We start from the raw sequence: 13,911 nt of genomic DNA on the forward strand, positions 1-13,911 counted from the left end.
GCACATGCGTACCGAACAACCGCAAGTGATCTACCTGAAGGATTACCAGGCGCCCGAGTACCTGATTGACGAGACGCACCTGACTTTCGAGCTGTTCGAGGACCACACCCTGGTTCACGCGCAACTGGTCATGCGCCGCAACCCGGCACGCGGTGCCGGCCTGCCGCCCTTGGTGCTCGACGGCCAGCAGCTGGAACTGCTGCGCGCCGCGCTGAACGACCAGCAATTGCAGGCGGGCGACTACCAGCTCGAAGCCGACAGCCTGACGCTGCACCCCAAGGCCGAGCAGTTCACCCTCGACACCAGCGTGAAGATCCACCCCGAGAGCAACACTGCACTGGAAGGCCTGTACAAGTCGGGCAAGATGTTTTGCACCCAGTGCGAGGCCGAGGGCTTCCGCAAGATCACCTACTACCTCGACCGCCCGGACGTGATGAGCACCTTTACCACCACGGTGATTGCCGAGCAGCATCGCTACCCGGTGCTGTTGTCGAACGGCAACCCGACCGGCAGCGGGCCGGCTGAAGATGGCCGCCACTGGGCAACCTGGGAAGATCCGTTCAAGAAGCCGGCCTACCTGTTCGCGCTGGTGGCCGGTGACTTGTGGTGCGTCGAGGACAACTTCACACGCCAGTCTGGCCGCGATGTGATGCTGCGCATCTATGTCGAGCCCGAGAACCTCGACAAGTGCGACCACGCCATGGTCAGCCTGAAGAAGTCGATGTGCTGGGACGAAGAAGTCTACGGCCGCGAGTACGACCTGGACATCTTCATGATTGTTGCGGTCAACGACTTCAACATGGGCGCCATGGAAAACAAGGGCCTGAACATCTTCAACTCCAGCTGTGTGCTGGCCCGTGCCGAAACCGCCACCGATGCCGCGCACCAGCGCGTCGAAGGCGTGGTCGCCCACGAGTACTTCCACAACTGGTCGGGCAACCGTGTCACCTGCCGTGACTGGTTCCAGCTGTCGCTGAAAGAAGGCTTCACGGTGTTCCGCGATGCCGAGTTCAGCGCCGACATGAACTCGCGCACGGTCAAGCGCATCGAAGACGTCGCCTACCTGCGCACCCACCAGTTCGCCGAAGACGCCGGCCCCATGGCCCACCCCGTGCGCCCGGACAGCTTCATCGAGATCTCCAACTTCTACACCCTGACCGTGTACGAGAAGGGCGCCGAAGTGGTGCGCATGGTCCGCACCCTGCTGGGTAATGAAGGCTTCCGCAAAGGCAGCGACCTGTACTTCGAACGCCATGATGGCCAGGCGGTGACCACCGACGACTTCATCAAGGCGATGGAAGACGCCAACGGCGTCGACTTCACCCAGTTCAAGCGCTGGTACAGCCAGGCCGGTACCCCGCGCCTGGAAGTCAGCGAAGCCTATGACGCTGCTGCGCAGACCTACAGCCTGACCTTCCGCCAGAGCTGCCCGCAAACCCCGGACAAGGCCGAGAAACTGCCGTTCGTGATCCCGGTCGAGCTGGGCCTGCTGGACGCCGAAGGCAATGACCTGCCGCTGCGCCTGGCCGGTGAAGCCGCTGCTGGCGGCACCAGCCGCGTGCTGTCGGTGACCGAGGCCGAGCAGACCTTCACCTTCGAAGGTGTCCAGGCCAAGCCGCTGCCCTCGCTGCTGCGCGGCTTCAGTGCGCCGGTGAAGCTCAGCTTCCCTTACGACCGCGACCAGCTGATGTTCCTGATGCAGCACGACAGCGACGGCTTCAACCGCTGGGAAGCGGGCCAGCAGCTGTCGGTGCAGGTACTGCAAGAACTGATCGGCCAGCATCAACGCGGCGAAGGCCTGAAACTCGACCAGCGCCTGATCACTGCCCTGGGCACCGTGCTGGGCAACGAGTCGCTGGACGCCGCCATGGTTGCCGAAATGCTTTCGCTGCCGGGCGAGGCCTACCTCACCGAAATCAGCCAGGTGGCCGACGTCGACGCCATCCACACTGCCCGTGAGTTCGCCCGCCAGCAGATCGCCGCGCAGCTGTTCGACGCGCTGTGGGCGCGCTACCAGGCCAACCGTGAAGTGTCGCGCAGCACCGCTTATGTGGCCTCTGCCGAGCACTTTGCCCGCCGTAGCCTGCAGAACATCGCCTTGTCGTACCTGATGCAGAGCGGCAAGCCGCAGGTGCTGGAAGCGACCCTGGAGCAGTTCGATCAGTGCGACAACATGACCGAACGCCTCACGGCCCTGGCGGTGCTGGTCAACTCGCCGTTCGAAGCCGAGCGGGCCAAGGCCCTGGAAGCCTTTGCCGAGCACTTCAAGGACAACCCGCTGGTCATGGACCAGTGGTTCAGTGTGCAGGCGGCCAGCGCGCTGCCGGGCGGGCTGGCGCGGGTCAAGGCGTTGATGCAGCACCCGGCGTTCACCCTGAAGAACCCGAACAAGGTACGTGCACTGGTGGGTGCCTTTGCCGGGCAGAACCTGGTCAACTTCCATGCGGCGGATGGTTCGGGCTACCGTTTCCTGGCGGACCTGGTGATCGAGCTGAATGCGCTGAACCCGCAGATTGCCTCCCGGCAACTGGCGCCGCTGACCCGCTGGCGCAAGTATGACGCTGCGCGCCAGGCCCTGATGAAGGGCGAGCTGGAGCGGATTCTGGCTTCGGGTGAGCTGTCCAGTGATGTGTATGAAGTGGTGAGCAAGAGCCTGGCTTGAGTTTTCTGTAGTCAGTGCCGGCCTCTTCGCGGGTAAACCCGCTCCCACAGGTACTTCACCGTTTTCATGGACGGTGTAGCACCTGTGGGAGCGGGTTTACCCGCGAAGCTTTGTGGGCCGACAACAAAACATAACACCCCGCCCGTTGTATCCCCGCCAAAATCCCCGCTACGATCCCCTCAAGCTATTGCAGGCCTCTAGATCAGGCTTTTCGCAGTACCTGCAATGCATTGACCCACCAACAAGAACACAACAAGGGGGCAGTCATGAGGGAACAGCTACGCGCGCCAGCCAGGCGTGGTGCCTGGCCATGGGCGGCCAGCGCAGTGCTGGCACTGGCTTTGGGGGTGTGGGCCGACAGTGCCCAGGCCGCCGCCGCCGACGAATACTCCACCGAATCGGCCAAGGCCAGCCAAAGCCTGCTGATCGGCGCCACCCATGCCGGCAAGCGCCTGGTGGTGGTGGGTGATCGCGGCCACATTCTGTTCTCCGACGACCAGGGCAGCACCTGGACCCAGGCCCGGGTACCTACCCGGCAGCTGCTCACCGCCGTGTTCTTCCTCGATGACAAGCGCGGCTGGGCGGTCGGCCATGATGCGCAGATTCTCGTCAGCAGCGACGGCGGCGCGACCTGGACCAAGCAGTACGAAGACCTCGCCCGTGAAGCCCCCTTGCTCGATGTTGCCTTCCTCGATGCCCAGCACGGCTTTGCCGTGGGTGCCTATGGCGCCTTGCTGGAAACCACAGACGGCGGGCAGCACTGGCAGGACGTGGCCGAGCGCCTGGACAATCCTGACCAGTTGCACCTGAACGGTATCGCCCGGGTGCATGACGCCGGCCTGTTCATCGTAGGCGAGCAGGGTGGCATGTTCCGCTCCGCCGACAACGGCCAGACCTGGTCCAAAGTCCAGGGCCCTTACGAGGGCTCGCTGTTCGGCGTGATCGGCACCGCCCAGCCGAACGCCCTGCTGGCGTACGGCCTGCGAGGCAACCTGTTCCGTTCCACCGATTTTGGCGACAGCTGGCAGCCGATCGAGCTCAAGGTCGCGCGCGGCAACCTCGAATTCGGCCTGGCAAGCGCTACGCTTCTCGATGATGGCACCCTGGTGCTGGTCGGCAACGGCGGCAGCGTGCTGCGCAGTGCCGATGGCGGCCAGACCTTCAGCGTGTACAACCGCGCCGACCGCATCGCCCTGGCTGGCGTCAGCGGCCTGGCCAATGGCGGCCTGCTGCTGGTAGGGCAGGGCGGTGTGCACCTGGCGGATGCCCAGGGTGCCGAGGGGGCGAGCCAATGACCAGCAGGGAGAGCATTACCATGCACCCGCACCACCAGGACAAGGCCACGCTGCTCGAACGCCTGATCTTCAACAACCGCCCCGTGGTCATCGCGCTGTGCGTGCTGGTGAGCATTTTCCTGTTCTGGCAGGCCACGCAGATTCGCCCGTCCACCAGCTTCGAGAAGATGATCCCGCTGCAGCACCCGTTCATCGAGCAGATGATGGAGCACCGTAACGACCTGGCCAACCTGGGCAACACCGTGCGCATTTCGGTGGAGGCGGTGAACGGCGACATCTTCGACAAGGACTACATGGAAACCCTGCGCCAGGTCCACGACGAGGTGTTCTACATCCCCGGCGTCGACCGTGCCGGGCTGAAGTCGCTGTGGAGCCCCAGCGTGCGCTGGAGCGAGGTGACCGAAGAGGGCTTTTCCGGTGGCGAGGTGATCCCTAACACTTACAACGGCTCACAGGACAGCCTCGACACCCTGCGCGACAACGTGCTCAAGTCCGGCCAGGTGGGGCGGCTGGTGGGCAACAACTTCAAATCCAGCATCGTCGATGTACCGCTGCTGGAGAGCTACCCCGACCCGCAGGACCCTGGCAAGCAGGTGAAGCTGGACTACCAGCAGTTCTCGCACCTGCTGGAAGAGAAGATCCGCGACAAGTTCCAGGCGCAGAACCCCAATGTGAAAATCCACATTGTCGGCTTTGCCAAGAAGGTCGGTGACCTGATCGACGGCCTGGTGATGGTGGCGATGTTCTTCGGCGTCGCCCTGGCCATTACCTGGGTGCTGTTGTACTGGTTCACCTGGTGCATCCGCAGCACCATCGCCGTGCTCATCACCACCCTGGTGGCGGTGGTCTGGCAGCTGGGGCTGATGCATGCGGTGGGCTTTGGCCTGGACCCTTACTCGATGCTGGTGCCGTTCCTGATCTTCGCCATCGGCATTTCCCACGGGGTGCAGAAGATCAACGGCATCGCCTTGCAGTCGAGTGATGCCGACAACGCCCTCACGGCGGCCAGGCGCACCTTCCGCCAGCTGTTCCTGCCGGGCATGATCGCCATCCTCGCCGACGCGGTGGGCTTCATCACCCTGCTGATCATCGATATCGGGGTGATCCGCGAGCTGGCCATCGGTGCGTCCATCGGCGTGGCGGTGATCGTGTTCACCAACCTGATCCTGCTGCCGGTGGCTATTTCGTACGTTGGCATCAGCAAGAAGGCCATCGAGCGCAGCAAGAAGGACGCCACCCGCGAGCACCCGTTCTGGCGCCTGTTATCGAACTTCGCCAGTGCCAAGGTGGCGCCGGTGTCTGTAACCCTGGCGCTGGTCGCCTTCGCCGGCGGCCTGTGGTACAGCCAGAACCTGAAGATCGGCGACCTCGACCAGGGCGCGCCGGAGCTGCGCCCCGACTCGCGCTACAACCAGGACAACAACTTCATCATCAGCAACTACTCCACCAGTTCCGATGTGCTGGTGATCATGGTCAAGACCCCGCCGGAGCAGTGCTCGGTCCATTCGACCATGGCGCCGATCGACGAGCTGATGTGGACCATGCAGAACACCCCGGGTGTGCAGTCGGCGATTTCCCTGGTGACCGTGTCCAAGCAGGTGATCAAGGGCATGAACGAGGGCAGCCTGAAATGGGAAACCCTGTCGCGTAACCCGGACATCCTCAACAACTCCATCGCCCGTGCCGATGGCCTGTACAACGGTGACTGCTCGTTGGCGCCGGTGCTGGTGTTCCTCAACGACCACAAGGCCGAGACCCTGGAGCGGGTCACTGCCGCGGCCAAGGCGTTTGCCGACAGCCACAACAAGGAAGGCCTGCAGTTCCTGCTGGCGGCGGGCAACGCCGGGATCGAGGCAGCGACCAACGAAGTGATCAAGTCGGCCGAGCTGACCATTCTGATCCTGGTGTACATCTGCGTGGCGGTGATGTGCCTGATCACCTTCCGCTCGTTCGCCGCCACCCTGTGCATCGTCCTGCCGCTGGTACTGACCTCGGTGCTGGGCAATGCGTTGATGGCCTACATGGGCATTGGGGTGAAGGTGGCGACCTTGCCGGTGGTGGCGCTGGGCGTGGGGATTGGCGTGGATTACGGCATCTACATCTACAGCCGGCTGGAAAGCTTCCTGCGTGCCGGGTTGCCGTTGCAGGAGGCGTATTACCAGACCCTGCGCTCCACGGGTAAAGCCGTGTTGTTCACTGGCTTGTGCCTGGCCATCGGCGTGTGCACCTGGATCTTCTCGGCGATCAAGTTCCAGGCTGATATGGGGCTGATGCTGACGTTCATGCTGCTGTGGAACATGTTTGGCGCGCTGTGGCTGCTGCCGGCCCTGGCACGGTTCCTGATAAAGCCGCAGAAGATGGTGGGCAAGGAAGGTGGGTCCATTTTCGCCCATTGAATCGCAAGGGGCCGCTTTGCGGCCCATTCACAGCACAAGGCTGCTCCTACAAGGGTTACGCGATCCCCTGTAGGAGCAGCCTTGTGCTGCGAATGGGCTGCAAAGCAGCCCCAGGGTTATAATGCCGCCATATTTCCCACAGGTACCCCCATGTCCCCCCTCGCCACCGCCCTGCAGTCCTGCGACATGCTCCTGATCGACGGCCTGCACGCCTTCGATTTCACCGCCGACGCATCCGGCCTCACCGTCGAATGCATGGACGGTCGCCAGCTGCGCCGCTGGTCCTTCACCCCCGAACAAGTCGCCGCCGCTATCGCCACCGGTGATGAATGGCAACTCAACGATGCCAACGGCGAGCATCGGCTAGTCTGTATGAGTGCCTTTCGCGCCCCGGATGATGACCAAGATGAACCGGATCTGGACGAGCCTGCTGACCGCTAGCCTGATGAGCCTCACGATCAATTCCCACGCCGCTACCTTGCTGGTGGGCAGCTATACCGATGGTGCCAGCCAGGGCATCTACCGCTATCAGTTCGACGACAAGGCCGGCCGTATCGACCCCACGCCCCTTCAGGTGGTGAAGAGCGTCAGCCCTTCGTGGCTGGTGCTGTCGGCCGACCAGCGTCAGCTGTTTGCGGTGAATGAGACCCCCCAGGGCCATGCCAGCAGTTTCAGCATCAGCAGCAAAGGCGAAATCAAACCGCTCAACCAGGTGGCCACCCAGGGCGACGAGCCGACCCACGCCAGCCTCAGCCGTGACCAGCGCTACCTGTTCGTGGCCAACTACGCGGTCAACCCCGACCCCGGTGGCAGCCTGGTGGTGATCCCGGTGGCCAAGGACGGCAAGCTCAAGCCCGTGGTGCAACAGGCCCGGCACAAGGCGAGCGGGGTCAACCCTGAGCGCCAGGCCGGTGCCCACGTGCATTCGCTGGTGCTGTCACCGGACGGCCAGCACCTGTACGCCAGTGACCTGGGTGCCGACAAGGTGTTCATCTACCGCTACGACGGTGCCAGTGCCGACCACCCGCTGACAGCGGCGATACCTGCGTCCGTGGCCTTGCCGCCGGGCAGCGGCCCGCGTCACTTGCTGTTCGACGCCAAGGGCCGGCACGCCTACCTCACCCTGGAAATGAACGCCGAGGTAGTGATGTTCGATGTGCAGGACGGCAACCTGGTTGAACGCCAGCGCTTACCCCTGACCGAGCGCCAGGAGGCCGCAGCGAAGGCAGCAGGTGGCTTGCACCTGTCGGCGGACGGGCGCTTCCTGTACGTGAGCAACCGTGGCACGGCCAATGAAATTGTGGCGTTCAGCGTGGGCAAGCAGGATGGCCAGTTGGCGTTCCTGCAGCGTCGCCCGGTAGAAGGCGATCACCCTCGGGAGTTTGCCCTGGACCCGAGTGACAACTTCCTGCTGGTGGCCAACCAGAAGAGCAACCAGATCGTGGTGATACGTCGCGATCCGCGCAGTGGCAAGCTGCTGGAGACGGTGCAGACGCTGAAGCAGGATGCACCCTCGGACCTCAAGTTCATCGAGTGATATCGATCAGCGTGATAATCGGTACTGCCGCAATGAATTTTTGCGTGCGGCCTCGGCGGCGTAAGTTTGACCCAAGGCCCAAACGGGCCACCGTCAAACCACCGCCGTCGAGGTCAGCCCAGATGAACTTCAATCTCTTCCCGGTCATTGCTGCATCCGCCATTTCCGCATCGGTCGTACTGCCGGCGCATGCCCATGCCGACAGCAGCAAGGCTTCCCACAGCTACACCGAGCAGTACCTGCGCCAGAGTGCCCACTTCCATGCCGCCCTGAGTGGCAAGCAGCACCACTGAGCCTTGTGCGGTCTCCTGTAGGAGCGGCCTTGTGTCGCGATAGGGCCGCAAGGCGGCCCCGGCTATCTCGGCTGTGATGCAGATATTTTGGGGCCGCTGCGCGCCCCTATCGCGACACAAGGCCGCTCCTACAAGAGATCGTGTGAACTCATTTGGCCATGACTGACCTGAACAGCTCCGAAGCCAACCACCCCTCCAGCCAGCTCCGCACCCGCGGATAAGCCGCCTCGGCGAACCACTGCGGTTCGACCCCGGCAAACTGGCGCATCAGGGGTAGCAACGCGGCATCGGCAATGCTCGGGTGGTCGGCCAGCAGGTAGGGTCGTCCTGCCAGCAGGCCTTCAAGCTCCGCCAGCCAGGCCTCCGCCTGCTGGCGGTAATGCTCGCGGGTGTGCTGCGGGTAGCGCTCGGCATACTTGTACAGGTTCACCTGCGCCTTGAATGTGCTGTCATTGCGAGCAATCAGGGCTTCAGCTTGCTGCGCGGCCACAGGGTCAGCCTGTAGCTGCCAGTCCTGCGGGTCGTTTTGCGTCAGCGCCCAGCGCATGATGTCCAGGCTTTCTTCCAGTACCCCGGCACCGGTATCCAGCACCGGCACCGTGCCCTTGGGCGACAAGGCCAGCAGTTCTGCCGGCTTGTTCTTCATCGCCACCTCACAGATTTCCACCTCGCACCCGGCATAACGCAAGGCCAAGCGCGCGCGCATGGCCCAGGGGCAGCGGCGGAACGAGTAGAGGATCACCCGCACACCTCCACTTCACTCAGGCCATTGCCTTGACGACGCACCTGGATCTGCACCGGGATGCGCTCGTGCATTTCCTGCACGTGGGAGATCACCGCCACCTTGCGGCCCTGGGCCTGCAAGCCGTCGAGGGCGTCCATGGCCAGTTGCAGCGACTCGGGGTCGAGGCTGCCGAAGCCTTCGTCGATGAACAGCGATTCGATGCGCAGGGTGCTGGAGGCCATCGAGGCCAGGCCCAAGGCCAGGGCCAGCGAGACCAGGAAGGTTTCCCCGCCCGACAGCGAGTGCACCGAGCGCAGTTCGTCACCCATTTCGGTGTCCAGCACCAGCAGGCCCAGCGCACTGCCGCCGCGCTTGAGGCGGTAGCGGCGGGCCAGCTGGCGTAGCTGGGTGTTGGCGTGGTGCAGCAGCAGGTCGAGGTTGTAGCCCTGGGCGATCTTGCGGAACACATCGCCCGAGGCCGAACCGATCAGGGCGTTCAGGCGGGCCCAGCGTTGCCATTGCTGATGGGCCTGTTCGATTTCTGCCGCCAACGCCTGGTGTGCCTGCTGGCGACGCTGGTCGTCGGCCTGCTGTGCACGCAGTTCGGCGCACTGCTGCTCGTGGCCGGCCAGGCGCTCGCGCAGCTCGGTCAGGGCTTGCTCCAAGGCTTCGGCCGAGGTGTCCACGGTCATTTGTGCGGCGTGTTGTTGCAGTCGTTGTTCACGTTCCTGCAGCAGTACGCGGCCTTGTTCGATGGCTTTCTCGGCGTTTTGCAGGTGCTGGCGCAGTTCACTGACTTGCGCATCATCCATGGCCAGCAAGCGATCCAGGCCTGCGTCGTCCAGTTCCGGATGCTCGCTGCGCCACTGGGCGATCTGGCCCTGCAACTGCTGGCACTCGGCGTCCAGCGCCTGTTGCTGCTGAATGTTAGCCTTGAGCTCACTGGCCAGTTGCACACCCTGTGTGCGCAGGTCTTGCAGGCGCTGGGCGGTGTCGGCGTCCAGGGCGCGGGCTTGCTCCAGCGAGGCGTCCATGTGCTGCTGCCAGGCTTCTGCACTGGAGTGCTCGCCCAGCAGTTCACCGAGCGAGGTCTGGGCTTGCAGGCGTTGTTCGTCGAGGGCGGCCAGTTGCTGCTGCAACTGCTGCAGGCCTTGGATGCGCGCCTGTTGCTGGTCGCGCAACTTGTCCAGCTGTGCCTGGCGGGCTTGTTGTTCTTCCAGTTCGTCCTTGCGCTGCTCCAGTTGCTGCAGGCGCTGGGCAATCTGCTGGTCGAGGGCGAGGAAGGCATTTGCCGGGTCTTCGTTGAGGGCCTTGAGCGCTTGCTCGGGCAATACGCCTGCGAGGTCGCTCAGCCCCTGCTGCAACTGCTGCTCATCGTTGGCCAGGGCTTGGTGCTGTTGCTCCAGATGGCGCTGGGCCTGCTGCTGGGCGTCGTGGGCAGCCTGTAGTTGCTGGTTAAGGCGGGCGGCGTCTTTTTGCAGGGCGAGCAGGGCGCTCTGGCGCTTCTCGTCCTGGCCGATTTCTTCGTCCAGGCGCCGCAACTGGCCGTCGAGCCAGGTGCTACGGGCCTTGTCGTCCTGCGGGGCGAGGGCCGGCCAAAGGCTATGTGCCTGTACCTGGGCCACCAGCGGTTGCAGCTGGTCGCCCAGTTGTTGCAGTTGCTGTTGGTAGTCTTTGAGCTGGGCGTTTACCACACCCAGCTGGGTACGCAATTCAACCAGCTTGCTATTGAGGATTTCGACCTGCTTTTGCGCGGCGTCTTCTTCGGCCTGGTCATGGCGGCCCAGGCTCTGCAGCAGGGCTTCGGGCTGATGGAACGGGTGCTCGGCGCTGCCGCACACTGGGCAAGGTTCGCCGTCGCGCAGTTGGCCGCGCAGTTCTTCGACGCTGGTATTACGCGCCAGGCGCTGGCGCTGCAACAGCTGGCGGGTGAGGTTCAGCGCTTGCTCGGCGGCTTCCAGCTCGGCCTTGGCGGCGGTGCCTTCGGTAATCAGTTGCTGGCGTTGCTGCATGGCCTGCTGCTGCCGTTCGCGCACGGCATGCAGCTGCTGGCGCAGCTCTTGTTCACGGCCATGCAGGCGCGACAGTTCTTCGACGGCGCGCTGCTGCTTGCGGTTGTCCTGCAGCATGCCACCGAGCAGGTCGATTTGCTCGGCAAGCGCCTGTGGTTCGGCCTTGGCCTCGCGGAACAGCAGGTCGAAGGCGTCACGCTCGGCCTGCAAGTGCGCGTTGGCCTGGCTGGCCTGGGCCTGCAGGCCGGGCAGTTCTTCACGGCCTTTGGCCAGGCGCCCACCGATCAGCATCACCTGCTTCAGCTGCGGCAGGTAGGCGTGCCAGGCATTTGCCAGGCCTGCCAGGTGCTGGCTGTCGGCCAGCGCGGTGTCAATCTGGGCCAGCTGCTGCAGGCTGCGCTGCTGGTTGTCTTCAAGCTGCTGCAACTGCTGCTGGCCGTCGGCGACCTGCTGTTCAGCCTGTTGGCTGGTGCTGCGCTGAGCGGCCAGTTCCTGGTCCAGGCGCGCCAGGTTGTCCTGGGCGGCAAAGGCCTGGCGCAGGCGCGGTGCGTTTTCGCCATGCCGGGCCTGGCTGTCGGCAAGCGCCTGGCGTGCGGCGCCCAGCGCCTGTTCGAGCTCAAGGGTGCGCACCTGCAACTCGGCTTGGTGCTGCTGTTGCTCAGCGATCTTCGCGGCCACGGGTGCCAGCTGCGCAGTCAGCGCCTGCTGGCGGTGGAACTGGTGGCGCTGGGGGGCCAGGCGCTCCAGGCGAACGAGGTCCAGGCGGGGTTCGGCCAGTTGCTGCCAGCTTTGTTCGGCGGCCTGTAGCGCGGTGCCAGCTTCGGCATGTTGGGCCTGCAACTGGCGTTGTTCATTCAGCCAGTTGCGTTGCTGTTCCAGTTGGCGCTCGCCAGCCTGGTCGGCCTTGAACTGCTGCTGCGCCTGCTCCAGGCGCTGGTCAAGGTCGCTGCGGGCTTCGGCGGCCATTGGCAGCAGGTGACTGGCGCGGTCCTTCAGGGCGTTGTGCGCCTCGCCGGCTTCACGGGCCTTGCTGAAAGCGCGCTGGCCCAAACGGGTGTAGATGGCGGTGTTGGTGAGCTTTTCCAGCAGCTCGCTGCGCTCTTTGTCGTCCGCCTTGAGGAAAGCGCCGAACTCGCTCTGGGCCAGCATCACCGCACGGGTGAACTGCTCGAAGTTCAGGCCAAGGCGGGCCTCGACCAGTTGCTTGTATTCGTTCTTGCCACTGCCCAGCACCTGTTCGCTGTCCAGGTCGTAGAAGCTCTGGCGGCTGTGCTGCAGCTTGCCGTTGGCCTTGTCGCGGGCGCGGTTGGCTTCCCAGCGGGCGCGGTAGCGGCGGCCGTCGATGCCGATGAAGTCGACTTCGGCAAAGCCACTGCCGGTGCCTCGGCGCAGCAGGTTGCGCGGGTCGTAGGTGGGGATTTCGCCGTCGGCGTCGGGCACCTTGGCCTCGCGGCCGATGTCGTTCAGGCGTGGCACCGTGCCAAACAATGCCAGGCACAGGGCGTCGAGCAGGGTGCTCTTGCCGGCCCCGGTAGGCCCGGTGATGGCGAACAGGCCAGCGCTGGCCAAGGGCTCCGCGGTGAAGTCGATTTCGACCGGGCCGGCCAGCGATGCCAGGTTCTTCAGGCGAATGGCGAGAATCTTCATGGCTGCTCCTCTTCCTGCTGCACGTCCTGCAACAGCAGGGCAAAGTCGGCCAGCGCCTGCTCATCTGCGGGGTTTCCGTAAGCCTGCTCCCAGGCGCGGCTGAACAGGTCTTGCGGGGTCATCTGGGAAAGCTCGACAAAGGCCAGGTCATCGTCTTCGGCGTTATTGCGGCCGGCGTATTCGGCGCTGATGCGGATCAGCCGCACGGCCTTGCCTTCCAGTGCAGTTTCAACCTGCTGGCGCAGGTCGGGTTGCGGCTCGTCCAGTATCACCCGCACCTCCAGCCAGGGCTGGCGGTTGGGGTCTTCGAGCAGGTCGATCACGGGCAGGTCGGCCAATTGCTGCAGCAGTTCGCCCAGCGGCGCCGGGCCGACCCGTTGCAGGGCCACCGCGCGCGGTACCGGGCGCGGTTCGACGCTGACCAGGTCGGTACCGTTCAGCTCCACTTCCAGCACCTGGTGCGGGTAGTTGATTTCGGCGAACGATAGCGGGATCGGCGAGCCGCTGTAGCGGATGCGTTCTTCGCGGTTGACCTTCTGCGGTTTGTGCAGGTGGCCCAGGGCGACGTAGCTGATGGCCTTGTCGAACAGCTTGGCCGGCAGTGCCTCGGCGTTGCCGATGATCAGGCTGCGCTCCGAGTCCTCCGAGACCGAGCCACCCGCCATGTGCGCATGGCTGATGGCGATCAGCGCCTGGTCTTTCTTGCGCTTGGCTTGCGCGGCGGCGATCAATTGCTGGTGCACCTGGGTGATGCCTTGCAGGTAGTCGTCGCCCAGGCTCGGGCCGGTGACCTCGGCCGGGCGCAGGAAGGGCAGGGCCAGGCACCAGGCGGCGACCTTGCCGCGGCCGTTGGTCAGTGGGATCAACAGGCGCTCGGCATCCAGCTGGCCTTCGTCCAGCCAGTGCACACGGCCCAGGGCATGGGTGCGCAGGCGGCGCATCAGTGCGGCGGGCAGCTCGATGCGCGAGCCGGAGTCGTGGTTACCGGCGATCATCACAATGTCCAGCTTGGGCTGTTGCTCATGGGCCTGGACGATGAAGTCGTAGAGGCGCTCCTGGGCTTTGACCGGGGGGTTGACCGTGTCGAAGATGTCGCCGGCAATCAGCAGCGCATCGGGCTGGCGCAGGCGCAGCTGGCCGAGCAGCCAGTCGAGGAAGCAGGCGTGTTCGAAGTCGCGTTCCTGGCCGTGCAGGCTTTGGCCCAGGTGCCAGTCGGAGGTATGAAACAGACGCATGGATGACCTGTTGGTGTCGAGTCGGACAAGCGGGGAAAGGGCGGTATGGTAACCCAAGGTTGGGGCTTAGAGGTGTCTGCCTGGAGATGTTTGGCGGCTGTGAGATCGAG

At 64.3% G+C, this 13,911-nt stretch carries 9 protein-coding genes; 6 read left to right on the forward strand and 3 right to left on the reverse strand.

The window, feature by feature from the left end:
* Positions 1 to 4: 4 nt before the first annotated feature.
* The 6 genes from pepN to ABI582_RS14420 all read left to right on the forward strand — a co-directional run bounded on the left by pepN (position 5) and on the right by ABI582_RS14420 (position 8,183).
* A complete protein-coding gene (gene pepN / locus ABI582_RS14395; protein ID WP_442119496.1) occupies positions 5 to 2,662 on the forward strand; it encodes an aminopeptidase N in 2,658 nt (885 codons plus the stop codon).
* A 266-nt stretch (positions 2,663 to 2,928) separates the two neighbouring features.
* Entirely contained in the window at positions 2,929 to 3,957 is a 1,029-nt protein-coding gene (locus tag ABI582_RS14400) for a WD40/YVTN/BNR-like repeat-containing protein (protein ID WP_442119497.1), read from the forward strand.
* A gap of 20 nt (positions 3,958 to 3,977) precedes the next feature.
* Positions 3,978 to 6,353, forward strand: coding sequence for an efflux RND transporter permease subunit (locus ABI582_RS14405; RefSeq protein ID WP_442119498.1), 2,376 nt, complete (start codon positions 3,978 to 3,980; stop codon positions 6,351 to 6,353).
* 150 nt (positions 6,354 to 6,503) lie between these two features.
* Positions 6,504 to 6,794: a DUF5629 family protein gene (locus ABI582_RS14410; RefSeq protein ID WP_004577427.1), complete on the forward strand. Its 291-nt coding sequence runs from the start codon at positions 6,504 to 6,506 to the stop codon at positions 6,792 to 6,794.
* Complete coding sequence (locus ABI582_RS14415; RefSeq protein WP_442119499.1) at positions 6,760 to 7,890, forward strand: lactonase family protein; 1,131 nt, start codon at positions 6,760 to 6,762, stop codon at positions 7,888 to 7,890. Before ABI582_RS14410 ends, ABI582_RS14415 begins: the two co-directional genes overlap by 35 nt.
* Before the next feature lie 122 nt (positions 7,891 to 8,012).
* The gene (locus tag ABI582_RS14420) at positions 8,013 to 8,183 is read left to right on the forward strand and encodes a hypothetical protein (protein WP_442119500.1); all 171 of its coding nucleotides are present in this window, start codon (positions 8,013 to 8,015) and stop codon (positions 8,181 to 8,183) included.
* A 148-nt stretch (positions 8,184 to 8,331) separates the two neighbouring features.
* Here ABI582_RS14420 and ABI582_RS14425 read toward each other — a convergent pair whose 3' ends face one another.
* Genes ABI582_RS14425 through ABI582_RS14435 form a run of 3 tightly spaced genes read right to left on the reverse strand, consistent with a single transcriptional unit; the run spans position 8,332 to position 13,801 of the window.
* Positions 8,332 to 8,925, reverse strand: coding sequence for a glutathione S-transferase (locus tag ABI582_RS14425; protein WP_442119501.1), 594 nt, complete (start codon positions 8,923 to 8,925; stop codon positions 8,332 to 8,334).
* Positions 8,922 to 12,566 (reverse strand): AAA family ATPase, encoded by a 3,645-nt coding sequence (locus ABI582_RS14430; RefSeq protein WP_442119502.1) that lies wholly within the window; start codon positions 12,564 to 12,566, stop codon positions 8,922 to 8,924. Before ABI582_RS14430 ends, ABI582_RS14425 begins: the two co-directional genes overlap by 4 nt.
* Positions 12,563 to 13,801, reverse strand: coding sequence for an exonuclease SbcCD subunit D C-terminal domain-containing protein (locus ABI582_RS14435; protein WP_442119503.1), 1,239 nt, complete (start codon positions 13,799 to 13,801; stop codon positions 12,563 to 12,565). Before ABI582_RS14435 ends, ABI582_RS14430 begins: the two co-directional genes overlap by 4 nt.
* Positions 13,802 to 13,911 lie beyond the last annotated feature (110 nt).

The sequence above is a fragment of the Pseudomonas sp. SAS7 genome (assembly GCF_052112345.1).
GTDB lineage: Bacteria > Pseudomonadota > Gammaproteobacteria > Pseudomonadales > Pseudomonadaceae > Aquipseudomonas > Aquipseudomonas putida_Q.

Bases quoted from the DNA above. Each gene is read 5' to 3' on its own strand.
- pepN (WP_442119496.1), top strand. From the start codon at position 5: ATGCGTACCGAACAACCGCAAGTGATCTACCTGAAGGATTACCAGGCG.
- ABI582_RS14400 (WP_442119497.1), top strand. From the start codon at position 2,929: ATGAGGGAACAGCTACGCGCGCCAGCCAGGCGTGGTGCCTGGCCATGG.
- ABI582_RS14405 (WP_442119498.1), top strand. From the start codon at position 3,978: ATGCACCCGCACCACCAGGACAAGGCCACGCTGCTCGAACGCCTGATC.
- ABI582_RS14410 (WP_004577427.1), top strand. From the start codon at position 6,504: ATGTCCCCCCTCGCCACCGCCCTGCAGTCCTGCGACATGCTCCTGATC.
- ABI582_RS14415 (WP_442119499.1), top strand. From the start codon at position 6,760: ATGAACCGGATCTGGACGAGCCTGCTGACCGCTAGCCTGATGAGCCTC.
- ABI582_RS14420 (WP_442119500.1), top strand. From the start codon at position 8,013: ATGAACTTCAATCTCTTCCCGGTCATTGCTGCATCCGCCATTTCCGCA.
- ABI582_RS14430 (WP_442119502.1), bottom strand. From the start codon at position 12,566: ATGAAGATTCTCGCCATTCGCCTGAAGAACCTGGCATCGCTGGCCGGC.
- ABI582_RS14435 (WP_442119503.1), bottom strand. From the start codon at position 13,801: ATGCGTCTGTTTCATACCTCCGACTGGCACCTGGGCCAAAGCCTGCAC.